Raw genomic sequence first — 20,704 nt, forward strand, 5'->3', positions numbered from 1 at the left:
GATTCACGCTGTTTCACGTGAAACATTGGGCCGTCGCACCGACCAGGTGCGGCGGCCCTCGGCGTATTCCTAGGCGCGTACGGCAGGATGTGGCCCATGTCCAGTGCAGAGACGACGCAAGCGAGCGTGCGCGAGCCGGATCCGGTACGGCCGACCAGGGACGACGAGATCGCCGTGGCCGGCAGTGAGCTGATCGGCGGCCCCATCGGACGGCGTGCCCTGCTGGGGACGTCCTGGTGGACCCCGGTACGGGTGGTCGCGCTCGTGGCGATCGGCATGTTCGCCCTCGGCCTGGTCCAGAAGGCGCCCTGCTACAACGGCGGCTGGTTCTTCGGGGCCAGCTCGCAGTACACGCACGCCTGCTACTCCGACATTCCGCATCTCTACCAGGGCCGCGGATTCGCCGACGGACTGGTGCCGTACTTCGACAAGTTCGACGGCGACATGCAGTACCTCGAATACCCGGTGCTGACCGGCGTGTTCATGGAGGTGGCCGCCTGGCTCACGCCCAGCAGCGGAACCATCCAGCACCAGGAGCAGTGGTACTGGTTCGTCAACGCCGGAATGCTGATGGTGTGCGCGGCGATCATCGTCGTATGCGTGTCACGTACGCACGCGCGGCGCCCCTGGGACGGTCTGCTGGTCGCCCTGGCGCCTGCCGCGGCGCTCACCGCCACCATCAACTGGGACCTGCTGGCGGTCGCTCTGACAGCCGCGGCGATGCTGATGTGGTCCCGGGGCCGGTCGCTTGCCTTCGGGGTTCTCCTGGGCCTCGCCACGGCCGCCAAGCTCTATCCCGTGCTGCTGCTGGGCCCCCTGTTCGTGCTGTGCTGGCGCGCCGGCAAGTGGCGACAGTTCGGGACGGCTCTGGGGGGCGCTGTCCTGGCCTGGGCCGCCGTGAATCTTCCGGTGATGCTCTTCGCCTTCGACGGCTGGTCGAAGTTCTACACGTTCAGCCAGGAGCGGGGCGTCGACTTCGGATCCTTCTGGCTGATCCTCTCCCAGCGCTCGGACAACCCGCTCACCACCGACACCGTCAACACCTTCGCGACGCTCCTGATGCTGGCCTCGGCCGTGGGCATCGCGGCGCTCACTCTGACCGCACCGCGCCGTCCGCGCTTCGCCCAGCTGGCCTTTCTGATCGTCGCGGCCTTCATCCTCACCAACAAGGTCTACTCACCCCAGTACGTCCTGTGGCTGGTCCCCCTCGCCGTGCTGGCCCGCCCGAAATGGCGGGACTTCCTGATCTGGCAGGCGTGCGAGGTCGCGTACTTCCTGGGGATCTGGATGTACCTCGCCTACACGACCAGCGGCGACGCCCACAAGGGCCTGCCCGTCGAGGGCTACCAGTTCGTCATCGGCGTCCACCTGGTGGGCACGCTGTACCTGTGCGCCGTGGTCGTCCGGGACGTCCTCATGCCGGAGCGGGACGTGGTGCGCCGGGCTGGTGACGACGATCCCTCAGGAGGCGTGCTCGACGGCGCTGAGGACGTCTTCGTGCTCGGCCCCGCGGCTCATCCACCGCAGCACGCCACGAACTTCGACGGACCGCAGGTGGAGTGGGGCAGCAGGCCGGCCCGGGACGAGGACGAGCGTTCGCTCTGAGCGAACACCGCTGGAGAGAGACGCGCTGAGGGCCGTACAGGGAGTCCGCCTGACTCCCTGTACGGCCCTCAGTCGAATCCTCAGAGCGTGGTCAGCGGTCGACGATCCGGTCGAACTGCGTGGTGGTGTGCCGCAGATGGGCCACGAGTTCCTCGCCCACCTTCGGCTCCGGTGCGTCCGACGGCACGAAGAGGATCGAGACCTGCATGTGCGGCGGCTCGGCGAACCAGCGCTGCTTGCCGCCCCAGACGAACGGGGCGAGATTCCGGTTGACCGTGGCGAGGCCGGCGCGGGCGACGCCCTTGGCACGTGGCATGACGCCGTGCAGGGCCTTGGGGGCCTCCAGGCCCACTCCGTGCGACGTACCGCCCGCCACGACCACCAGATAGCCGTCCGAGGCGGCCTTCTGCTGCCGGTAGCCGAACCGGTCGCCCTTGGCCACGTGTGTGACGTCCAGGACCGCGCCGCGGTACTCCGTGGCCTCGTGATCCCCCAGCCAGAGCCGCGTGCCGATGCGGGCGCGGAAACGTGTCTGCGGGAACTGCTGCTGAAGCCGCGCGAGGTCGTCCGCCTTGAGGTGGCTGACGAACATGGTGTGGAGGGGCAGCCGGGCGGCGCGCAGCCGGTCCATCCAGCCGATGATCTCCTCCACGGCGTCCGAGCCGTCGGTGCGGTCCAGCGGCAGGTGGATCGCGAAGCCTTCGAGACGTACGTCCTCTATGGCGGCGTGCAGCTGGGGCAGTTCCCGCTCGGTCACACCGTGACGCTTCATGGAGGACATGACCTCGATGACGACACGGGCGCCGACGAGGCCGTGCACCCCGTCCACCGACGACACCGAGCGGATGACGCGGTCGGGCAGCGGCACGGGCTCCTCGCCCCGCCTGAAGGGCGTCAGCACCAGGAGGTCGCCGCCGAACCAGTCCTTGGTCCGCGCGGCCTCGTACGTCGTTCCGACGGCCAGAATGTCCGAGCCCAGCCGAGTGGCCTCCTCCGCGAGCCTCTCGTGCCCGAAGCCGTAGCCGTTCCCCTTGCAGACCGGGACGAGCCCCGGAAACTGCTCGGACACGTGCTTGTGGTGCGCACGCCAGCGCGCGGTGTCGACGTAGAGCGTGAGCGCCATGGCCGGGACCTGGAACCTTTCTCGTGGCTGTGGTGCCTCAGGGGTGTGACGGGGAATGCCGGTACGTCAGCGGCGCGACATGTAGATGTCGAGTGCCTTGTGGAGCAGCTTGTTGAGCGGGAAGTCCCACTCACCGAGGTACTCGGCGGCCTGCCCGCCGGTACCTACCTTGAACTGGATCAGACCGAAGAGGTGGTCCGTCTCGTCCAGCGAGTCGGAGATGCCGCGCAGGTCGTAGGCGGTGGCGCCGAGTGCGTAGGCGTCGCGCAGCATCCGCCACTGCATGGCGTTCGAGGGCCGGACCTCACGGCCGATGTTGTCCGACGCGCCGTAGGAGTACCAGACGTGCCCGCCGACGATCAGCATCGTCGCGGCCGACAGGTTCACTCCGTTGTGGCGGGCGAAGTAGAGCCGCATGCGGTTGGGGTCCTCGGTGTTGAGGGCCGTCCACATGCGCTGGAAGTACGACAGCGGGCGGGGCCTGAAGTGGTCGCGCACCGCTGTGATCTCGTACAGCCGCTGCCACTCCTCCAGGTCGTTGTAGCCGCCCTGGACGACCTCGACGCCGGCCTTCTCGGCCTTCTTGATGTTGCGGCGCCACAGCTGGTTGAAGTTCGCGTGGACCTCTTCCAACGAGCGGTTCGCGAGCGGCACCTGGTAGACGTAGCGAGGCTGTACGTCGCCGAAGCCGGCCCCGCCGTCCTCTCCCTGCTGCCAGCCCATGCGACGCAGCTTGTCGGCGACCTCGAAGGCGCGCGGCTCGATGAAGTCGGCCTCGATGTCCCGCAGCCGCTTCACGTCAGGGCTCTGGATACCCGCCTTGATGGACGTGGCCTCCCAGCGCCGGATGATCACCGGCGGGCCCATCTTCACCGAGAAGGCGCCCTGCTGCTTGAGGTGCGCCAGCATCGGCTGGATCCAGTCGTCGAGATTCGGCGCGAACCAGTTGATGACCGGGCCCTCGGGCAGATAAGCGAGGTAGCGCTTGATCTTGGGCAGCTGGCGGTACAGGACGAGGCCCGCGCCGACGATCTCGCCCGTCCGGTCGTCGAACCACCCGAGGTTCTCGGAGCGCCACTCCGCCTTGACGTCTGCCCAGGCAGGAACCTGCATGTGGCTCGCCGACGGCAGGCTCTGGATGTACGCCAGATGCTGCTCTCGGCTGATCGTCCTCAGGGTCAGGCTCATTCCGGGCGCTCCTCGGGCTGGTGTGTCCCCATGGGTACAGGGGCTCCGGCTCTCGCGCCGAAGCCTACTGCGCCCTGCGAGCGCCTCGTCTGGCTGTACGGCACTGGTGCCCCGGCACTGCCTCGGCCCGGGCACCAGGGGGTGGTCCGCGTCAGCCGATCACGCCGCCGAAGAGACCGCCGTGGGCCATACCGAGGAAGAAGCCGACCGCTGCGGCACCGAGCCCCAGGATCAGTCCGAAGCGTTCGCGGGTCGTCTCCGAGACGAACTGTCCGTACGCGCCGGTGAGGATCCCCACCAGGCCGGTCCAGGAGCTGAGCAGATGCAGACTGTGGAACATCGCCGTGACGAAGGCCGTCACCCCGAGCACCAGGGTCACAGCCAGCAGGCTGTCCTGGAGCGGATGGGGTTTGCCGTCGGTGGCGAAGAGGGATCCGGCGGTGTTGGGTCGCAATGCCTGTGCCATGTGGCACCTCCTGCGGAAGGCGGCGCACTGTAGCGCCATACACACCCGATGTGTACAGATTGCGGGTCACCGGGGCCTGATTTCAACCGGAAGCGCAGTACGGGTAGTCTGTAGCGTCTGCACCGGTGTCTGCCCAGGACGTCGTGAGAATCCCTCCAAGGACCTCCGACTGTCAGTGGTCGCCGATACCGTTGCGTACGCATAACAACCCTCCTGCCACGGAACGACCGTGGCCGCTGAGTCCAAAGGAGGTGGGTTCCACATGCGTCACTACGAAGTGATGGTCATCCTCGACCCCGAGCTGGAGGAGCGCGCTGTCGCCCCTCTGATCGAGAACTTCCTCTCCGTCGTCCGTGAGGGCAACGGAAAGGTCGAGAAGGTCGACACCTGGGGCCGTCGTCGTCTCTCGTACGAGATCAAGAAGAAGCCCGAGGGCATCTACTCGGTCATCGATCTGCAGGCTGAGCCCGCGATCGTCAAGGAGCTCGACCGCCAGATGAACCTGAACGAGTCGGTCCTCCGGACCAAGGTCCTCCGCCCCGAGACCCACTGAGCCTCCCGCTCGGTCGATCTCGGGATTTCGAGTAGCAGCACCAAAAGCAGCCAGCAGCAAACCCGCCGAGAGGTTCCCCTATGGCAGGCGAGACCGTCATCACGGTCGTCGGCAATCTTGTCGACGACCCCGAGCTGCGCTTCACCCCCTCGGGTGCGGCGGTCGCGAAGTTCCGTGTCGCGTCCACCCCCCGCACTTTCGACCGTCAGACGAACGAGTGGAAGGACGGCGAGAGCCTGTTCCTGACCTGCTCGGTCTGGCGTCAGGCTGCGGAGAACGTGGCCGAGTCGCTCCAGCGAGGCATGCGCGTCATCGTGCAGGGCCGGCTGAAGCAGCGGTCCTATGAGACCACCCAGGGCGAGAAGCGCACGGTCTACGAGCTGGACGTCGATGAGGTCGGCGCCAGCCTGCGCAGCGCCACCGCCAAGGTCACCAAGGCCGCAGGCCGAGGTGGCCAGGGCGGTTACAGCGGTGGGGGCGGCGGTGGCGGCGGCCAGCAGGGCGGTGGCTGGGGTGGAAACTCCGGCGGCGCTCCGCAGGGCGGCGGCGCTCCGGCCGACGACCCCTGGGCGACCGGCGCTCCTGCCGGTGGCAACCAGGGCGGCGGCGGTGGCGGCTGGGGTGGAAACTCCGGCGGCAACAGTGGCGGCGGCGGTGGCGGCGGCTACTCGGACGAGCCCCCCTTCTAGGCCTTCGGGCCGAGGGGTGGGCCGTACCCACACTTCTTGATCACACAGGAGAGAAACACCATGGCGAAGCCGCCTGTGCGCAAGCCTAAGAAAAAGGTCTGCGCTTTCTGCAAGGACAAGGTCCAGTACGTGGACTACAAGGACACGAACATGCTGCGGAAGTTCATTTCCGACCGCGGCAAGATCCGTGCCCGCCGCGTGACCGGCAACTGCACGCAGCACCAGCGTGACGTCGCCACGGCTGTCAAGAACAGCCGTGAGATGGCGCTGCTGCCCTACACGTCCACCGCGCGATAAGGGAAGGGTGACCGACTAATGAAGATCATCCTCACCCACGAGGTCTCCGGCCTCGGTACCGCGGGCGACGTCGTCGACGTCAAGGACGGCTACGCTCGCAACTACCTGATCCCGCGGAACTTCGCGATCCGCTGGACCAAGGGCGGCGAGAAGGACGTCGAGCAGATTCGTCGCGCTCGCAAGATCCACGAGATCCAGACCATCGAGCAGGCCAACGACATCAAGGCCCGCCTCGAAGGCGTCAAGGTTCGTCTGGCCGTTCGCTCCGGCGACGCCGGTCGTCTCTTCGGTTCCGTCACCCCGGCCGACATCGCCACGGCGATCAAGGCTTCTGGTGGCCCCGAGGTCGACAAGCGCCGCATCGAGCTGGGTTCGCCGATCAAGACCCTCGGCGCTCACGAGACGTCCGTGCGTCTGCACCCCGAGGTTGCCGCCAAGGTCAACATCGAGGTCGTCGCGGCCTGACCGCTGCGCTCGTTGAAGTAGTTGTAGGGCCGCATCCTCCGGGGTGCGGCCCTCCTGCGTGAGCGGGTTGGTGGGCAACAGGTCACGCAGATGTTTCACGTGAAACGGTAGGAATGCGGTCGATGTTTCACGTGAAACAGGGGGCGCCGACGGAGGGCTGGGTTTCGGTGCACTCGGCGCTCGTTTCGCGTCAGCGGGTGGCGCCCGTGACCATCCAACGGCCTGAACGGGACCGTAGCCCCAGAGTCACCATGCGGACGGTCATCATGAGTGTCATCGCTCCCCAAAGGGTGGTGAGGCCGCCGCCGAGAGTCGGCACGAGCAGGGCTGCGGGTACGAAGGCGGCCAGCGTGATCAGCATCGCCCCGGCCAGGTAGGGGCCGTCCCCCGCGCCCATCAGTACGCCGTCGAGGACGTAGACGATCCCGCAGATCGGTTGCGACAGCGCGACCACGAGCAGGGCCGGCAGCGCGGTGTCCTTGACCACGGAGTCGCTGGTGAACAGGGGCAGGAACAGTGGACGGCTGACGATTACCAGCAGACCGAGCACGACTCCGGTCGCGATGCCCCACTCGACCATGCGGCGGCAGGCGTCGCGCGCGCCCTGGGTGTCGTTCGCGCCGAGACAGCGCCCGATGATGGCCTGCCCAGCGATGGCGATCGCGTCGAGAGCGAAGGCGAGCAGACTCCACAGCGACAGGATGATCTGGTGCGCGGCGACGTCCGCGTCCCCGAGCCGTGCGGCGACGGCCGTGGCGATCATCAGGATCGCCCGCAGGGACAGGGTGCGCACGAGAAGTGGCGCACCCGCCTGGGCGGAGGCCCGGATCCCCGAAGCGTCGGGGCGTAGCGAGGCCCCGTGTCGCCGCGCGCCCCGCACGACGACTGTGAGATACGCCGCCGCCATGCCCCACTGGGCGATGACAGTGCCCCAGGCGGAACCCGCGATGCCGAGGTCCGCGCCGTAGACGAGCCCCGCGTTCAGGGCGGCGTTGGCGACGAAGCCCGCGATGGCGACGTACAGCGGGGTTTTCGTGTCCTGGAGGCCACGCAGAATGCCGGTGGAGGCGAGGACGACGAGCATGGCAGGGATGCCGAGCGCCGAGATCCGCAGATAGGTGTCCGCGTACGGGGCAGCGGTCTTCGAGGCGCCGAAGAGATCCACGAGCGAGGGCGACATGGGCAGGACGACGGCGATGACCGCGGCGCCGAGCAGCAGGGCGAGCCAGATGCCGTCCACACCCTGGCGGATGGCTGCCTGGAGATCGCCGGAGCCGACGCGGCGGGCGACGGAGGCCGTGGTGGCGTACGCGAGGAAGACGAAGACGCTGACAGCTGTGGTGAGAAGGACCGAGGCGATGCCGAGCCCGGCCAGTTGAGCGGTGCCGAGGTGGCCGATGATCGCACTGTCGGCGATGACGAAGAGGGGCTCGGCGATGAGTGCGCCGAAGGCAGGGACGGCCAGCGCGACGATCTCACGGTCGTGCCGGCGCCGGGTCGCCCTTGGTGCGGCGGGAGCCTGTGTCATGACCACCAATCTAGTCTTCCACAGGTAAGAGATGCAAAGCGATAGAGACTGTTACTTCACCGCTTGAGGCGTGTGTTGCGGTGTGCCGCTCGTGGAGATCTTGGCCCGATGGCGAAAGTTTTTCTCCTGCACAGCCGGTGGATGGAAAACGTGCTGGTCAGTGGCGGTGCGTCGGAGACCGCGAAAGCTTGTTCACAGGGCTGTCCACCGGGTCGTGCACAGGTTTTGCGGAGTTCTCCACAGCATCCGGGCCGTCGTCCACATGGCCTGTGGATAACCAGATTGGCTGACGGTGCAGACGGGCCTACGGTGGTCCGGAGCCCACCCCGTCTCCCAGCCTCGGAAACGTCACAAAACCGACGCGCCGGAACCGGAGTTGGGCCTCTTATTTGTCAGTGCCGTGCCGTAGAACAGAGGGCACGGCGAGGTCCGCTCTGCGGATGGGAGGAGGTGGCTCGGTGAGTATTTCCGAGCCCTTGGACGATCCGTGGGCCGACAGCGGTCCCAGTGATCGTCTGCCCCCCTCCCGTCAACGCCGTGAAGGGGGCCGGGGACGTGACGAACAGCACGACCGCGGTCGGGAGAACGGCGCCTGGGAAAGCGAAGGCACGTCTTTCGAGCGGGTACCGCCACAGGACCTGGACGCCGAACAGTCGGTACTCGGCGGCATGCTTCTGTCGAAGGACGCGATCGCCGACGTCGTCGAGGTACTCAAGGGCCACGACTTCTACCGGCCTGCGCACGAGATCATCTACGGGGCCATCCTCGATCTCTACGCGAAGGGCGAGCCGGCCGACCCGATCACGATCGCGGCCGAGCTCACCAGACGGGGCGAGATCACCAAAGTCGGCGGCGCTCCTTATCTGCACGCGCTGGTGCAGACGGTGCCGACGGCGGCGAACGCCGAGTACTACGCGGAGATCGTGCACGAGCGCGCGGTCCTGCGGCGTCTGGTCGAGGCCGGAACCCGCATCACCCAGATGGGATATGCGGCGGACGGTGACGTCGACGAGATCGTCAACAGCGCCCAGGCCGAGATCTACGCGGTCACCGAGCAGCGCACCACCGAGGACTATCTGCCGCTCGGCGACATCATGGAAGGCGCGCTCGACGAAATCGAGGCGATCGGCTCACGGTCGGGGGAGATGACCGGTGTGCCGACCGGGTTCACCGACCTCGACCAGCTCACCAACGGCCTGCACCCCGGTCAGATGATCATCATCGCGGCCCGCCCCGCCATGGGTAAGTCGACGCTGGCACTGGACTTCGCTCGTGCCTGCTCGATCAAGCACAACATGCCCAGCGTGATCTTCTCCCTCGAAATGGGCCGCAACGAGATCGCCATGCGTCTGCTGTCCGCCGAGGCACGCGTGGCCCTTCACCACATGCGCTCCGGCACGATGACCGACGAGGACTGGACCAGGCTCGCCCGCCGCATGCCGGACGTCTCGGCCGCGCCCCTGTACATCGACGACTCCCCGAACCTGTCGATGATGGAGATCCGTGCCAAATGTCGCCGTCTCAAGCAGCGCGCGGACCTGAAACTGGTGGTCATCGACTACCTCCAGCTGATGCAGTCCGGCGGCAAGCGGTCCGAGAGCCGCCAGCAGGAGGTCTCGGACATGTCACGAAACCTGAAGCTCCTGGCCAAGGAGCTGGAACTGCCGGTGATCGCGCTGTCCCAGCTGAACCGTGGTCCTGAGCAGCGCACGGACAAGAAGCCCATGGTCTCCGACCTGCGTGAGTCCGGCTCGATCGAGCAGGACGCGGACATGGTGATCCTGCTGCACCGCGAGGACGCGTACGAGAAGGAGTCACCGCGCGCCGGCGAGGCGGACATCATCGTCGGCAAGCACCGAAACGGCCCGACGGCGACGATCACAGTCGCCTTCCAGGGGCACTACTCCCGGTTCGTGGACATGGCCCAGACGTGAGCCGGTGCTCGTGGCGAGGGGGAAATGCGCTCGACGCGAGGCGGCTCCACCGCTGAACTTGCTCCATGACAACACCTCAGGACGAGTTCCTTCCCGGCACGCGACGGGCGTTGCTCCATCGGATCGCCGTCGCCCAGAGTGACGGACGGGCGCCGTCGCTGGTCGCGGCGGTGGTGCGGGGCGGGGAGACAGTGTGGACAGGGGCGCGCAGTTCGGTGGACGGCCACGCCCCCGACGCGAACGTGCAGTACCGGATCGGTTCGATCACCAAGACCTTCACCGCCGTACTGGTGATGCGGCTGCGGGACGAGGGGCTTCTCGATCTCGTCGATCCGCTGGAGAAGCACCTGCCGGGCACCGGTGCGGGGGAGGCCACCATCGCCGAACTGCTCGCGCACACCGGTGGGTTGGCGGCCGAGTCACCCGCGCCCTGGTGGGAGCGGACACCTGGATCACTGCGCCCCGAGCTGGCCGACGTCCTCGGCGAGCGGCCGTTGCTGCATCCCGTGGGTCGACGTCACCACTACTCGAACCCGGGCTACAGCCTTCTGGGCGCGCTGGTCGAGGAGTTGCGCGGTGCTCCGTGGGAGGACGTGCTGCGGCGTGAGGTGCTCGACCCCCTGGGGCTGGAACGGACCAGCGGGCAGCCGCAGGCGCCGCACGCGGGTGGCTGGGCGGTGCATCCCTGGGCCGATGTGCTGCTGCCGGAACCGACGGAGGACCTCGGACGGATGGCGCCTGCCGGTCAGCTCTGGTCCACGGCAGGGGACTTGGCGCGCTTCGCCGCCTTCCTGGCCAAGGGGGACGACCAGGTACTGAGTGCCGCGTCCGTCGCGGAGATGCGTACGCCGGCCGCTCCCGCCGAGCCGGAGGATGTGGCTGCGGGCTCGGCGTACGGCCTCGGTATGCAGATCCAGTACCGGGAGGGCCGACTTCTGGTGGGGCACGGAGGCTCACTCCCCGGTTTCCTGGCGAGCCTCACCATCGACGTGGCGGACGACCTCGCGGCTGTCGTTCTGGCCAACTGCACCTCCGGCCCGCCGGTGTCCGTGGTCGCCGGGGACCTCGTGAAGATCGTCGCGGAGGCCGAGCCGCGGATTCCCGATCCCTGGCGCCCGTTGCCCGAGGTCGACAGGGCTGTGCTGGAGCTGACGGGCCAGTGGTACTGGGGGACCGCCCCCTATGCCCTGCGGCTCTCGCTCGACGGGGGCGTCTCGCTGGGGCCGTTGGCCGGCCTCGGCCGCCGCTCGCGGTTCCGGGCGAACGGCGACGGCACCTGGACGGGCCTCGACGGGTACTTCGCCGGTGAGCTTCTGCGGGCTGTACGACGGCCGAACGGGGATGTGGACCACCTGGACCTCGGATCGTTCGTCTTCGTGCGTCAGCCGTACGAGGAGGGGGCCTCTGTGCCGGGTGGCGTGGATCCGGAAGGGTGGCGCGGCATCAAGTAGGCGCCGACTGCGAAGAAGCATCATGTTTCACGTGAAACATGACGCTTCTCCGGTGTTGTTTTCAGAGCTGGAGCTTGAAGCCCACGTGTGAAGGCGTGAAGCCGAGCCGTTCGTAGAAACGGTGGGCGTCGGTGCGCGTGACGTCCGAGGTCAGTTGGACCAACTGGCAGTTCTCCTGGCGTGCCTTCTCGATCGCCCACTCGATGAGCTGCGTGCCCAGACCGCTGCCGCGTTCGGTGGTGTGGACACGCACGCCCTCGATGATCGCCCGGGTCGCGCCCCTGCGAGACAGCCCGGGAACGATCGTGAGCTGGAGGGTGCCGACCACGCGAGCCTCGCGGGCCGCGACGATCAGGTGCTGGTTCGGGTCGGCGGTCAGCCGGTCCAGTGCGATCAGGTACGGGGTGGGGTCGTCCGGTGACTCGCGCTCTGCGCCCAGCGGGTCGTCTGCCAGCATGCCGACGATCGCGGGAACGTCCTCCGCCGTCGCGGGCCGTATTTCAAGATCTCCCATGTCCGCAGCCTATGCGGGCAGGTTCATCGACTCCACGACCCGGACCAGCGGAGCCAGTTGTGGGTCCACGGCCGCTTCGTCGAGTGCCTCGCGAAGGGCGCTGTCATTGGGGGGTGCCCCTAATCAGTGGTCTGTCAGTGCCTCCGGAGCTGGTGACACCACCCCCCAGGCCATGCACTCGACAAGGGGAGGTAGTCATGCCAACTCCGAAGGCCGGTAACCCCGTTGCGGGGCTACGAAGACGGTAATGGGGGGGGTGCCTCGGCGAGGAGCGTGAGCCCTGCCTCGCTGACGTCGGTGCGGAACCCTCGGCGGTCGGTGGGGCACAGGTATCGCGCAATCAGCCCGCGGTCCTCGAGTCTCGTGACCAGCCGCGTCGTGGCGCTCTCGCTGAGGACGACCGCGTCGGCGACCGCCTTCATCTGGAGATGGCCGCTCACGCCGTCGTGCTGTCGGCTGAGGACATCCAGCAGCGACGCCGCCATCACCTACATCGCTCCGACGATGACTCACGTCGCCGGTTTCGCGGACGGCTCCGTCACCTGGCTGCTGGTCCTGTTCGGCCTCGGCATGGTCGGAGGCCACCTGGTCGGCGGCAGGTACGTGGACCACGCACTGATGCCCCTGCTGTACGTCTCCCTGGGCGCCCTGGGCGCCCAGGCCGTCGTACTGGCCCTCTTCACGGTCACCGCCCACTACAAGGTCCTCGCGGCTGTCACGATCACCCTGATCGGTGCCCTGGGCTTCGCGACCGTTCCGCCGTTGCAGAAGCGGGTCCTCGACCAGGCGCACGGTGCTCCGACGCCGGCCTCGGCCGCCAACATCGGTGCCTTCAACCTTGGCAACGCACTCGCCGCCTGGCTCGGAGGCATGGTGATCGCGGTGGGCCGCGGCTGCACCGCCCCGAACTGGGTGGGCGCCGCCCTCGCCGCGGGTGCCCTGCTCCTCGCCTTTCTGTCGGCTGCACTGGAGCGCCGCGCGAGCGCATCGGGTTCAGTCGCCACCGGCGGAGCACCTGCCAGCCAGCAGGCGGCACTGCGCCGGTGACCAGGGCCGGACAGAGCAGGCACTCAGCCTGCGGCCACCGTGAGAGGGGCGAACCGCCGCGTCCAGTCACCGGGCAGTTCGAGGATCCCGTACGTCATCACCGCGTTGAGCCCCACCGGAGCCAGCCCGCGCTCCTTCACCCATGCCAGCAGTTCCTCGTGCCGCAGGTCGATGTCCGTACGCAGCGGACGGTCGGTAAGGGCGGCGAGCGAGGCGAGGAGTGCCTTCGCCGTCTCCGTGTCGCGGGCGATCAGAGGACCGACCACATGGGTGTCCATGTTGGGCCAGGCTGCCGCGTAACCGATGATCCGGCCGTTCTCCTCCGCGACGCGCAACTGGTCGGAGAAGGCGGGCAGCCGAGTGATCATGTGTGTGCGGTCGGTGCCGAACACCTCTTCGTCGAGCCGGATGATGCCGACGAGGTCCTCGGCCGTGGCCGGGCGCGTGCCGCTCGCCGGCTCCGGACCGTTTGGCGTGAAGCGGCCGCGGACCATCTCGGCCCGGCCGGTGACCTTGAAGCCGAGTTCTTCGTAGAGCGGGCGACCGTTCGGGGTCGCGTGCAGTGTCAGTGGTGTGGTGCCCATCGCAGCGATGACGTACCGCATCAGCCGCCGCCCGATGCCTTGGCGGGCATACCGCTCGGCGACCAGCATCATGCCGATGGCTCCCAACTCGGGCTCTCCGTACAGTCCGTACTCAGTGACGACGCACGCGGCGACCAGTCCGCCGCCGGGGTCGTCGATGCCGTAGCCCTTCCCTGCCGTGAGCAGGAGACTCCACTTGTGCTCCTCTCGGGGCCAGCCCCGGTCCTCGGACAGGTCGGCGCACGCGGTGAGATCGCGATGCGTCAGACGGCGGATGGGCAGATCGGCTGGAGAAGGAGTCGGCACGCAGGTCAGGCTGTCCGACCGGCGCCCCCGGCGTCCACCGGTTTGCGGTCGCCCGCATGCTCTTTTGGCCATGTCGTGCCGGTCCGCACAGCGTATGGACAGATGTTTCACGTGAAACGCTGAGCATCGGTCATCGGGTGACAGGCCTGGCCTACCCCGACGCAGCGTTCTTCGGGGTGGTACCGGTCTTTGTCGGGGCCACGCCGATCGTCGTCCGGCGGACCTCACGACCCACACCTGCGCGGGGCGGGATCTGTGGGATGCCTACGAATTGGTGTGCGGCGCCCGGTAGTTGGGGGAATTGTTGGTTCGCCCCTCGCTCTTTCGTGGCCGAGAAGGTCGGGACTTGTGTGCTCGGCGACGGCCGGTATGGTCGACTCCGGTTCTTGTCCGCACCGGGGTGACGTATCCCGTGCACGCGGTAAGAGCGGGGCAATGCAGCCTAACGGGACGGAGAGATCGAAGACTCGCATTTCCGGTTACACGGTGACGGTGTTCGTCCACGGTGGGACGCTGCGCGAAGAGCACCGCGGCCAATGTCACGCCCTGGCCCTGCTTGTCCGCGTGACGTGGTGATCCGGGTTGAATGCGACCGCATTGGACAGGGGGCGAACGGGGAAAGCAAGCCGTCAGCGGGGGAACGCGAGCACATTCCGACCGAGGAAGTGCGCAGACCGACCGAAAGATGTTCGAGGCGAGGCAGACCATGGACGCTCCGACCACCACGTCGGCCGACAACGGCACTTCCGGCGGCAGCGGCGGGGGCGGCTGGTTCAAGCCCCACACGCAGCCGGAGGCGCCCCCGGGCGGCGAACAGGAGACAACGGAAGGCAGTCGGCTGGCCGCTCTTCGTCCCGTGGGCAGGCCCCGTACAAGCGCCGCCAGGAGCGTGCAGCCGGACGACGACGCCCGCCCGGCTGAGGCCGGGTTCCCGCCGGAGCAGGAGCGAATACCTGGGCCGCCGAACCCTCAGCGTCCGGCGACACCTCCGCCTCCCGCGCCCTTCCCTCCCCTGCCCCCCGCACCCGCGTCACCTCTTCCCGCGCCCTTCACGCCCGCGCCTTCGGCCGGAGGGACGCCGGTACTCCCGCCCTTCGTACCCGAGCCGCCGGATACCGACACGTCCACCGACGCACCCGAATCCGCTCTCCCCGCAGCGCCCCAACGCCCGGTGCCGGCCCCGGCCCCGGCTCCGTCCTCCGACCCGTACGCGCCCGTACAAGGGCCCGCGGTGTCCGCTGAGCCTCGCGAACAGGCGTCCCCGGACGCAGTGCTCATCCGGCGGACCATGGACGCGGTCGGCCCTGTCGCCGACAAGGCCACTTCGTACTTCTACGCGCTGCTGTTCGTCCGTCACCCCGAACTGCGTTCACTTTTCCCGGCCGCGATGGACACCCAGCGGGACCGGCTCCTCAAGGCACTGCTCACCGCCGCCGAGCACATCGACAACACCGAGGTCCTCGTCGCGTATCTGAAGAACCTCGGCCGTGGCCACCGCAAGTACGGCACCCGGCCCGAGCACTACCCGGCCGTCGGGGAGTGCCTCATCGGCTCACTGAGCCGGTACGCAGCCGCGATCTGGGACCAGGAGACCGAGGCAGCGTGGGTGCGGGCGTACACGACGATGTCGCAGGTGATGATCGACGCGGCGGCTGTCGACGAACTGCGCGCTCCGGCCTGGTGGTACGGGGAGGTGGTCTCCCACGACCTCAGGACGCCGGAGGTCGCCGTCATCACCGTCCGGCCCGACCAGCCGTATCCGTTCCTCGCGGGCCAGTACACGAGCCTGGAGACGCCGTGGTGGCCGCGCATCTGGCGGCACTACTCCTTTGCCTCGGCGCCCCGTTCCGACGGTCTGCTGTCCTTCCACGTGAAGGCGGTGCCCGCGGGCTGGGTCTCCAACGCGCTGGTGCACCGTGCCCGACCCGGCGACATCGTCCGGCTCGGCCCGGCAGTCGGAACGATGACCGTCGACCACACCACCAACAGCGGCCTGCTCTGTCTGGGCGGCGGCACCGGCATCGCGCCCATCAAGGCACTCGTCGAGGACGTCGCCGAGCACGGTGACCGACGGCGGGTCGAGGTGTTCTACGGCGCCCGTACCGATCTCGACCTGTACGACATCGACACCATGCTGCGGCTCCAGCAGAGTCACCCCTGGCTCGCGGTGCACGCCGTCATAGACCAGCAGGCGCATCTGCAGCTGCCCGACGCCGTACGGGAGTACGGACCCTGGTACGAGTACGACGCCTATCTGTCGGGCCCGCCCGGGATGATCCGCAATGGTGTGGTCGCGCTGCGGCGCGCCGGCATCCCTGTGGAGCGGATCCGCCATGACGCGGTGGAGGAACTCGTGGTCACCGGAAACTGACGAGCCCCCGTACTGTCAGCCCAGGTCAGGCGCGTGCATCGCCCGTACGCCCTCGATGTTGCCGTCCAGATAGTGGCGCAGCGAGAGCGGCACGAGATGAACGGAGGCGATGCCGACCCGGGTGAAGGGGATACGGACGATCTCGTACTCGCCGCAGGGCTCGTCGACTTCGGGGCCGTGTCGCAGCGAGGGGTTCATGGCTTCCAGTCGGCACACGAAGAAGTGCTGCACCTTCACGCCTGTGGCGCCGCCGTCCGCACCGATGTGCTCGACGGTGTCCACAAAACAGGGCACCACGTCAGTGATCTTGGCCCCCAGCTCTTCGTGGACTTCACGGTGGAGGGCTTCGACGACGGTGGTGTCGTCCGCTTCCACCCCGCCGCCCGGAGTGAGCCAGTAGGGATCGACGCCTGGCTTGGTCCGCTTGATCAGGATCAGGTCGTCGCCATCGAGCAGGATGGCGCGTGCGGTGCGCTTGACCACGGGTCGGACGGTCATGGGAGAAATGTGGCCCGGCTGGTTCCACGTGAAACATTCCGGCCCTCCACGAACCGCTCCTGGCGGGGTAAAGATGCTGCACCGCAGAGCGAAATGCGTGTTTCACGTGAAACATCACCGAGGCCCGCAGGGGAATCTCCGAGGCATACGGAGCCTCAGCCCCATTCGGCCGCCGCGTGCTGGAGCCAGTCGTGCGCCCGCGTGATGTGCGGCATCGCCAGCGTGCCGGTGCGGACAACCAGGAAGTACGTCCGCAGCGGAGGTATCGCCGGATCGAACAGAGTGACCACCTCGCCGCGTTCCAGGGCGGACGCGCACAGGTACCGGGGCAGTACCGCGAGCCCCGCACCCGCGGCGGCGCAGGCAAGGACCCCTCGCAGGTCGGGGACGATGACGGTGCCGGAGGCCGCGGGGTGGGAGTCGAAGACGGAAGCCCAGTAGCGGGCGACGAACGGCAGTGACTCGTGGACCTCCACCAGGGGGACGTCCTGGAGGGCGGACGCTCCTTTGCGGCGCAGGTTTCCGGATCCGACCTCGGCGGCCCAGAGCGGAGATGCGACCAGGACGTGCTCCTCGTCGCAGAGCGCGGTCGTTGCCAGCAGGGGGCCGCGCGGACGGGCCGTGGTGATGGCCAGATCATGATGCCCCGCGGACAGCCCCTCCAGGGTTTCCTCGGCATTGCCGAAGGAGACCCGTAGAGCGAAGCCCTGGCCGTCGCCTCCGGTCAGCTTCGTGAGAGCGGGGAGCGCGCGTTCCGCGGTGAACTCCGGTGGCCCGGCGAGATGCAGCGTGCGTACGGATGAGTCCTCGTCCAACCCGGTCTCGGTGATCTCCACGAGCGCGTCGAGATGCGGCGCGGCCTTGTGCGCGAGCTCGTCGCCGATGGAGGTGGGGGTCACGCCACGGGCCTGGCGCAGGAACAGGGGACGGCCCAGTTGCCGCTCCAAGGTGCGGATCTGCGAGGTGACGGCAGGCTGCGAGAGGCCGAGCAGCGCGGCGGCACGGGTGAAGGAGCCGGCTCGGTGGACGGTCACGAAGGTGCGCAGCAAGGTCAGGTCCATGACGCACCCCCTCCCTCTCTCCGCCCTCTTTCCTGCCCCCGGCCGCGCCCAACTATAAATAAGTCGATAGGACCCTGTCGCTAGAGTGATTGGACACTGACACAGAGTCAACTAGCCTTGTGTGCGCGGTTCTTCGCGCGCGGAACCGCGGTGGTCCGAGCCACGAGGGGGGAGGCTCGGACCACCGTCCGACGGAGCGGAGTACCTTTCGGTCGCTCCGCCGCCGGTCAGTCCGTCGACTCCGCCAGCGCGCGCAGCACATCCGCCACCAGGTCTTCCGGGTCCTCGGCGCCCACCGAGAAGCGAATGAAGCCCTCCGGCACGGCGTCCCCGCCCCACCGACCGCGCCGTTCGGCCGTGGACCGGACCCCGCCGAAGCTCGTGGCGTCGTCGACAAGCCGCAGCGCGTCGAGAAAACGATCGGCACGCGCACGCGTGGGCAGCACGAAGGAAACCACACACCCATAGCGCCGCATCTGCCGCGAAGCGATCTTGTATGCGGGATCCTCAGGCAGCCCCGGATAACGCAGCCCGGTCACCTCGGGGCGCCCCCGCAGGGACTCCGCGAGAGCCAGAGCGGTGGCATCCTGCCGGTCGACCCGCAAGGGGAGCGTGGCGATCGAGCGGTGCGCGAGCCAGGCCTCCATCGGCCCGGGAATCGCCCCGGCGATCTTGCGCCAACGTCGTACGGCGGCCATCGCGGAGGCATCCGCCCCCGTGACGTAACCGAGCAGCACGTCACCGTGCCCTGTGAGCTGCTTGGTGCCGCTGGCCACGGAGAAGTCGGCGCCAAGTTCCAGCGGGCGCTGGCCGAGCGGTGTCGCCAGGGTGTTGTCGACAGCCACGAGACAGCCACGCGCGTGTGCCGCCTCGGCGAGCCGTCGTACGTCGCACACGTCGAGTCCCGGGTTCGACGGGGTCTCCAGCCACAGCAGCCGCGCGCCGTCGAGAACGTCGAGCTGGGCGTCGCCGCCGGTCGGAGCGGTGCGTACCTCGATGCCGTACGCCTCCAGTTGGGCGCGGACCAGGGGCAGCGCCTGGTAGCCGTCGCCGGGCAGGACGACGGTGTCCCCGGTGCGCAGCTGGGAGAAGAGCACCGACGAGACGGCGGCCATGCCGGAGGCGAAGACCAGCGTCTCGACGCCGTCCTGCCCCGGCGCCTCCAACTCGCCGATGGCACGTTCCAGCAGCGTCCAGGTCGGGTTCTCGTCGCGGCCGTAGGTGTACGGGCCGGTGGGGACACCCGGTAGGTGGTAGTGGGCCGCGAACACCGGGCCGGGGAGGGCCGGGGCGTGCTTGACCGGGTCGGGCAGCCCCGCCCGCACTGCGCGCGTCCCGTCACCGAGCTCCGGGTCCGCGTGCACGCCCGAACCTTCGTTCGTAGCCGAATCACTCATACCGCCTGTCCCTCCACTTCCGCCTGTATCGCGGCGAGCAGGCCCGGGCTCGCCGCCTCCACCATCTCAAGGCACTCCTCGAAGCCGTCCATACCCCCGTAGTACGGGTCCGGGACATCGAGATCAGCGCCCGCGGCGGGATCGTACGAACGCAGCAGCCGTACCTTCTCCGCGTCCTGCGGAGTGGGTGCCATGCGGCGCAGGGCCTTCAGATGGCCCGTGTCGAGGGCGATGACGAGATCGAGACGGGCGAACCACGCGGCCCGGAACTGGCGGGCCGCGTGATCGCCGTCGTAACCGGCGGCCTCCAGCACGGAGACCGTGCGCTCGTCGGCGCCGTCTCCCTCGTGCCAGCCGCCCGTGCCCGCGCTGTCGACCTCGACCAGGCCGGCCAGCCCGGCCTCCTCCACGCGCGCGCGGAAGACGGACTCCGCCATCGGGGAGCGGCAGATGTTGCCGGTGCAGACGAAACAGACGCGGAAGGGCATCGGGCGCCCTCAGTCCTCGTCGGGAAGGACGATGTGCAGCGCCCAGGAGACGATCGAGATGATCAGGCCGCCCAGGACAGCGGTCCAGAAGCCCTCGACGTGGAAGCTCAGGTCGAACTTGTCGGCCAGCCACGAGGTGAGCAGCAGCATCAGGGCGTTGACCACCAGGGTGATCAGGCCGAGCGTGAGGATGAACAGCGGGAAGGTGAGCACCTTCACGAGCGGCTTGACGAGGAAGTTCACCAGGCCGAACAGGAGGGCGACGACAACCAGTGTGCCGATCTTCTTGCCCGTGCTGTCACCGGTCAGGGTGATCTTGTCGAGTATCCACACGGCCACGCCGAGAGCGCCCGCGTTGGCGATCGTCTTGACTACGAAATTCTTCATGTGTCTGATCGTGGCAGAAGAGATCGGTTACGAGCGTGGGCGAGGGCGATGAAGGCATTCCGGTTGGATGAACTGGAGGCGGAACGTGCCGCCAACGATGGCGCCTACCTGCAGTTTCTGCGCGAACGGAACATGTCGGTCGGCCTGTACGCGCTGAACGCGGGCGAGCAGGATCCACAGCAGCCCCACCGTCAGGACGAGGTCTACTTCGTGGTGAGCGGGCGCGCAGCGATCACGGTCGGCATGGAGACGACCCAGGTGGCGCGCGGCAGCGTCGTCTACGTGCCGGCCGGGGTGGCCCACAAGTTCCACCACATCAGCGAGGATCTGCGGGTCATGGTGGTCTTCTCTCCGCCCGAGAGTTGACTGCCGCCTCAGGGTTCCCTAGGGGACGGATCAGGGGAGGACAAGGGCTGCGAGGCCCCCGCCGGGCCCCCTGCCGGCCCTAGCATCGAGAGCGGAACATCGAATGTCCCGGCACGAGCGAAGGCCCCAGGCCCCGGCGGATGCGACGGGCGGAGAAGTAAGGAAAAGGGCGATGCGAGAGATCTTCGCGGGAATGCCGTGGTGGGTGAAGTGGGTCGCGGTGCCGGTCATCGCCCTCGTCGTGTTCGGCGGGCTGATAGCGACCGTCGTCGGCTTCGTCATCGGCCTGCTCTTCAAGGCGCTGGTCTTCGTCGCCCTGGTCGGCGGACTCATCTACGTCGTACGGAAGTTCATGTCGAGTTCGTCGTCGCGCAGCGACTGGTGAG

Annotated in this window: 21 protein-coding genes and 3 pseudogenes; 11 read left to right on the forward strand and 13 right to left on the reverse strand. The window is 68.2% G+C overall.

Annotated features, from left to right (window positions below):
- The first annotated feature begins 96 nt into the window (after nucleotides 1-96).
- Nucleotides 97-1,605 carry a glycosyltransferase family 87 protein gene (locus OG241_RS28770; RefSeq protein ID WP_405819224.1) on the forward strand — a complete coding sequence of 503 codons (1,509 nt, stop codon included), beginning with the start codon at nucleotides 97-99 and terminating at the stop codon, nucleotides 1,603-1,605.
- A 91-nt stretch (nucleotides 1,606-1,696) separates the two neighbouring features.
- Here OG241_RS28770 and OG241_RS28775 read toward each other — a convergent pair whose 3' ends face one another.
- The 3 genes from OG241_RS28775 to OG241_RS28785 all read right to left on the reverse strand — a co-directional run bounded on the left by OG241_RS28775 (nucleotide 1,697) and on the right by OG241_RS28785 (nucleotide 4,382).
- Complete coding sequence (locus OG241_RS28775) at nucleotides 1,697-2,728, reverse strand: alanine racemase (protein ID WP_405819226.1); 1,032 nt, start codon at nucleotides 2,726-2,728, stop codon at nucleotides 1,697-1,699.
- Nucleotides 2,729-2,794: 66 nt separating this feature from the next.
- On the reverse strand, nucleotides 2,795-3,916 hold the full coding sequence (gene femX / locus OG241_RS28780; protein WP_319097776.1) for a peptidoglycan bridge formation glycyltransferase FemX: 1,122 nt from the start codon (nucleotides 3,914-3,916) through the stop codon (nucleotides 2,795-2,797).
- 151 nt (nucleotides 3,917-4,067) lie between these two features.
- Nucleotides 4,068-4,382: a hypothetical protein gene (locus OG241_RS28785; protein ID WP_105970260.1), complete on the reverse strand. Its 315-nt coding sequence runs from the start codon at nucleotides 4,380-4,382 to the stop codon at nucleotides 4,068-4,070.
- A 262-nt stretch (nucleotides 4,383-4,644) separates the two neighbouring features.
- On the opposite strand from OG241_RS28785, the gene rpsF reads away from it, so the two are divergent.
- The 4 genes from rpsF to rplI all read left to right on the forward strand — a co-directional run bounded on the left by rpsF (nucleotide 4,645) and on the right by rplI (nucleotide 6,386).
- Complete coding sequence (rpsF, locus tag OG241_RS28790; protein WP_006381649.1) at nucleotides 4,645-4,935, forward strand: 30S ribosomal protein S6; 291 nt, start codon at nucleotides 4,645-4,647, stop codon at nucleotides 4,933-4,935.
- A gap of 80 nt (nucleotides 4,936-5,015) precedes the next feature.
- Nucleotides 5,016-5,624: a single-stranded DNA-binding protein gene (locus tag OG241_RS28795; protein WP_405819229.1), complete on the forward strand. Its 609-nt coding sequence runs from the start codon at nucleotides 5,016-5,018 to the stop codon at nucleotides 5,622-5,624.
- Between the two features lie 60 nt (nucleotides 5,625-5,684).
- Nucleotides 5,685-5,921 (forward strand): 30S ribosomal protein S18, encoded by a 237-nt coding sequence (gene rpsR / locus OG241_RS28800; protein WP_006381652.1) that lies wholly within the window; start codon nucleotides 5,685-5,687, stop codon nucleotides 5,919-5,921.
- An 18-nt stretch (nucleotides 5,922-5,939) separates the two neighbouring features.
- A complete protein-coding gene (gene rplI, locus OG241_RS28805; RefSeq protein ID WP_318322612.1) occupies nucleotides 5,940-6,386 on the forward strand; it encodes a 50S ribosomal protein L9 in 447 nt (148 codons plus the stop codon).
- Between the two features lie 190 nt (nucleotides 6,387-6,576).
- Here the strand turns inward: rplI and OG241_RS28810 are convergent, their stop codons facing one another.
- Nucleotides 6,577-7,914 carry an MATE family efflux transporter gene (locus OG241_RS28810; RefSeq protein WP_405819231.1) on the reverse strand — a complete coding sequence of 446 codons (1,338 nt, stop codon included), beginning with the start codon at nucleotides 7,912-7,914 and terminating at the stop codon, nucleotides 6,577-6,579.
- Between the two features lie 458 nt (nucleotides 7,915-8,372).
- On the opposite strand from OG241_RS28810, the gene dnaB reads away from it, so the two are divergent.
- Together dnaB and OG241_RS28820 are read left to right on the forward strand one after the other, a co-directional pair.
- A complete protein-coding gene (dnaB, locus tag OG241_RS28815) occupies nucleotides 8,373-9,848 on the forward strand; it encodes a replicative DNA helicase (protein ID WP_319097781.1) in 1,476 nt (491 codons plus the stop codon).
- Between the two features lie 65 nt (nucleotides 9,849-9,913).
- Entirely contained in the window at nucleotides 9,914-11,299 is a 1,386-nt protein-coding gene (locus tag OG241_RS28820; RefSeq protein WP_405819233.1) for a serine hydrolase domain-containing protein, read from the forward strand.
- A gap of 61 nt (nucleotides 11,300-11,360) precedes the next feature.
- On the opposite strand, the gene OG241_RS28825 is transcribed toward OG241_RS28820, so the two are convergent.
- The 3 genes and pseudogenes from OG241_RS28825 to OG241_RS28835 all read right to left on the reverse strand — a co-directional run.
- Nucleotides 11,361-11,813 carry a GNAT family N-acetyltransferase gene (locus tag OG241_RS28825; RefSeq protein ID WP_405819235.1) on the reverse strand — a complete coding sequence of 151 codons (453 nt, stop codon included), beginning with the start codon at nucleotides 11,811-11,813 and terminating at the stop codon, nucleotides 11,361-11,363.
- A 9-nt stretch (nucleotides 11,814-11,822) separates the two neighbouring features.
- Nucleotides 11,823-11,930: pseudogene (locus OG241_RS28830) on the reverse strand (MarR family transcriptional regulator); the annotation flags it as partial.
- A gap of 140 nt (nucleotides 11,931-12,070) precedes the next feature.
- Nucleotides 12,071-12,289 (reverse strand): annotated as a pseudogene (locus OG241_RS28835) (MarR family transcriptional regulator); the annotation flags it as partial.
- 1 nt (nucleotide 12,290) lies between these two features.
- Here OG241_RS28835 and OG241_RS28840 point away from each other — a divergent pair.
- Nucleotides 12,291-12,860 (forward strand): annotated as a pseudogene (locus OG241_RS28840) (MFS transporter); the annotation flags it as partial.
- A gap of 23 nt (nucleotides 12,861-12,883) precedes the next feature.
- Here OG241_RS28840 and OG241_RS28845 read toward each other — a convergent pair.
- Nucleotides 12,884-13,750 carry a GNAT family N-acetyltransferase gene (locus OG241_RS28845; RefSeq protein WP_405819237.1) on the reverse strand — a complete coding sequence of 289 codons (867 nt, stop codon included), beginning with the start codon at nucleotides 13,748-13,750 and terminating at the stop codon, nucleotides 12,884-12,886.
- 706 nt (nucleotides 13,751-14,456) lie between these two features.
- Here OG241_RS28845 and OG241_RS28850 point away from each other — a divergent pair.
- Entirely contained in the window at nucleotides 14,457-16,121 is a 1,665-nt protein-coding gene (locus OG241_RS28850) for a globin domain-containing protein (RefSeq protein ID WP_405819239.1), read from the forward strand.
- 15 nt (nucleotides 16,122-16,136) lie between these two features.
- Here OG241_RS28850 and OG241_RS28855 read toward each other — a convergent pair whose 3' ends face one another.
- From OG241_RS28855 to OG241_RS28875, 5 genes are all read right to left on the reverse strand, one after another.
- Entirely contained in the window at nucleotides 16,137-16,619 is a 483-nt protein-coding gene (locus tag OG241_RS28855) for an NUDIX domain-containing protein (protein ID WP_405819241.1), read from the reverse strand.
- 155 nt (nucleotides 16,620-16,774) lie between these two features.
- The gene (locus OG241_RS28860) at nucleotides 16,775-17,680 is read right to left on the reverse strand and encodes a LysR family transcriptional regulator (RefSeq protein ID WP_405819243.1); all 906 of its coding nucleotides are present in this window, start codon (nucleotides 17,678-17,680) and stop codon (nucleotides 16,775-16,777) included.
- Nucleotides 17,681-17,907: 227 nt separating this feature from the next.
- The gene (locus tag OG241_RS28865) at nucleotides 17,908-19,077 is read right to left on the reverse strand and encodes a cystathionine gamma-lyase (protein ID WP_405819245.1); all 1,170 of its coding nucleotides are present in this window, start codon (nucleotides 19,075-19,077) and stop codon (nucleotides 17,908-17,910) included.
- Entirely contained in the window at nucleotides 19,074-19,565 is a 492-nt protein-coding gene (locus OG241_RS28870) for a low molecular weight protein-tyrosine-phosphatase (protein ID WP_405819247.1), read from the reverse strand. The genes OG241_RS28865 and OG241_RS28870 overlap by 4 nt, the downstream gene beginning before the upstream one ends.
- Before the next feature lie 9 nt (nucleotides 19,566-19,574).
- Nucleotides 19,575-19,952, reverse strand: a complete 378-nt coding sequence (locus tag OG241_RS28875; protein WP_405819249.1) for a phage holin family protein — start codon at nucleotides 19,950-19,952, stop codon at nucleotides 19,575-19,577.
- A 48-nt stretch (nucleotides 19,953-20,000) separates the two neighbouring features.
- Between OG241_RS28875 and OG241_RS28880 the strand changes: the two genes are divergently transcribed.
- Both OG241_RS28880 and OG241_RS28885 read left to right on the forward strand, forming a co-directional pair.
- On the forward strand, nucleotides 20,001-20,318 hold the full coding sequence (locus tag OG241_RS28880) for a cupin domain-containing protein (RefSeq protein ID WP_189150442.1): 318 nt from the start codon (nucleotides 20,001-20,003) through the stop codon (nucleotides 20,316-20,318).
- 172 nt (nucleotides 20,319-20,490) lie between these two features.
- Nucleotides 20,491-20,703 (forward strand): DUF5326 family protein, encoded by a 213-nt coding sequence (locus tag OG241_RS28885; RefSeq protein WP_006373816.1) that lies wholly within the window; start codon nucleotides 20,491-20,493, stop codon nucleotides 20,701-20,703.
- The last annotated feature ends 1 nt before the right edge of the window (nucleotide 20,704 follow it).

It is taken from the genome of Streptomyces sp. NBC_01390 (genome assembly GCF_045040105.1).
Classification (GTDB): domain Bacteria; phylum Actinomycetota; class Actinomycetes; order Streptomycetales; family Streptomycetaceae; genus Streptomyces.

Coding starts and splice junctions, on each gene's coding strand:
- OG241_RS28870 (WP_405819247.1), bottom strand. CDS start 19,565: ATGCCCTTCCGCGTCTGTTTCGTCTGCACCGGCAACATCTGCCGCTCC.
- rpsF (WP_006381649.1), top strand. CDS start 4,645: ATGCGTCACTACGAAGTGATGGTCATCCTCGACCCCGAGCTGGAGGAG.
- OG241_RS28850 (WP_405819239.1), top strand. CDS start 14,457: ATGGACGCTCCGACCACCACGTCGGCCGACAACGGCACTTCCGGCGGC.
- OG241_RS28785 (WP_105970260.1), bottom strand. CDS start 4,382: ATGGCACAGGCATTGCGACCCAACACCGCCGGATCCCTCTTCGCCACC.
- OG241_RS28795 (WP_405819229.1), top strand. CDS start 5,016: ATGGCAGGCGAGACCGTCATCACGGTCGTCGGCAATCTTGTCGACGAC.
- OG241_RS28825 (WP_405819235.1), bottom strand. CDS start 11,813: ATGGGAGATCTTGAAATACGGCCCGCGACGGCGGAGGACGTTCCCGCG.
- OG241_RS28820 (WP_405819233.1), top strand. CDS start 9,914: ATGACAACACCTCAGGACGAGTTCCTTCCCGGCACGCGACGGGCGTTG.
- OG241_RS28810 (WP_405819231.1), bottom strand. CDS start 7,914: ATGACACAGGCTCCCGCCGCACCAAGGGCGACCCGGCGCCGGCACGAC.
- OG241_RS28770 (WP_405819224.1), top strand. CDS start 97: ATGTCCAGTGCAGAGACGACGCAAGCGAGCGTGCGCGAGCCGGATCCG.
- OG241_RS28860 (WP_405819243.1), bottom strand. CDS start 17,680: ATGGACCTGACCTTGCTGCGCACCTTCGTGACCGTCCACCGAGCCGGC.
- OG241_RS28775 (WP_405819226.1), bottom strand. CDS start 2,728: ATGGCGCTCACGCTCTACGTCGACACCGCGCGCTGGCGTGCGCACCAC.
- rpsR (WP_006381652.1), top strand. CDS start 5,685: ATGGCGAAGCCGCCTGTGCGCAAGCCTAAGAAAAAGGTCTGCGCTTTC.
- OG241_RS28855 (WP_405819241.1), bottom strand. CDS start 16,619: ATGACCGTCCGACCCGTGGTCAAGCGCACCGCACGCGCCATCCTGCTC.
- OG241_RS28885 (WP_006373816.1), top strand. CDS start 20,491: ATGCGAGAGATCTTCGCGGGAATGCCGTGGTGGGTGAAGTGGGTCGCG.
- OG241_RS28865 (WP_405819245.1), bottom strand. CDS start 19,077: ATGAGTGATTCGGCTACGAACGAAGGTTCGGGCGTGCACGCGGACCCG.
- OG241_RS28875 (WP_405819249.1), bottom strand. CDS start 19,952: ATGAAGAATTTCGTAGTCAAGACGATCGCCAACGCGGGCGCTCTCGGC.
- femX (WP_319097776.1), bottom strand. CDS start 3,916: ATGAGCCTGACCCTGAGGACGATCAGCCGAGAGCAGCATCTGGCGTAC.
- OG241_RS28880 (WP_189150442.1), top strand. CDS start 20,001: ATGAAGGCATTCCGGTTGGATGAACTGGAGGCGGAACGTGCCGCCAAC.
- rplI (WP_318322612.1), top strand. CDS start 5,940: ATGAAGATCATCCTCACCCACGAGGTCTCCGGCCTCGGTACCGCGGGC.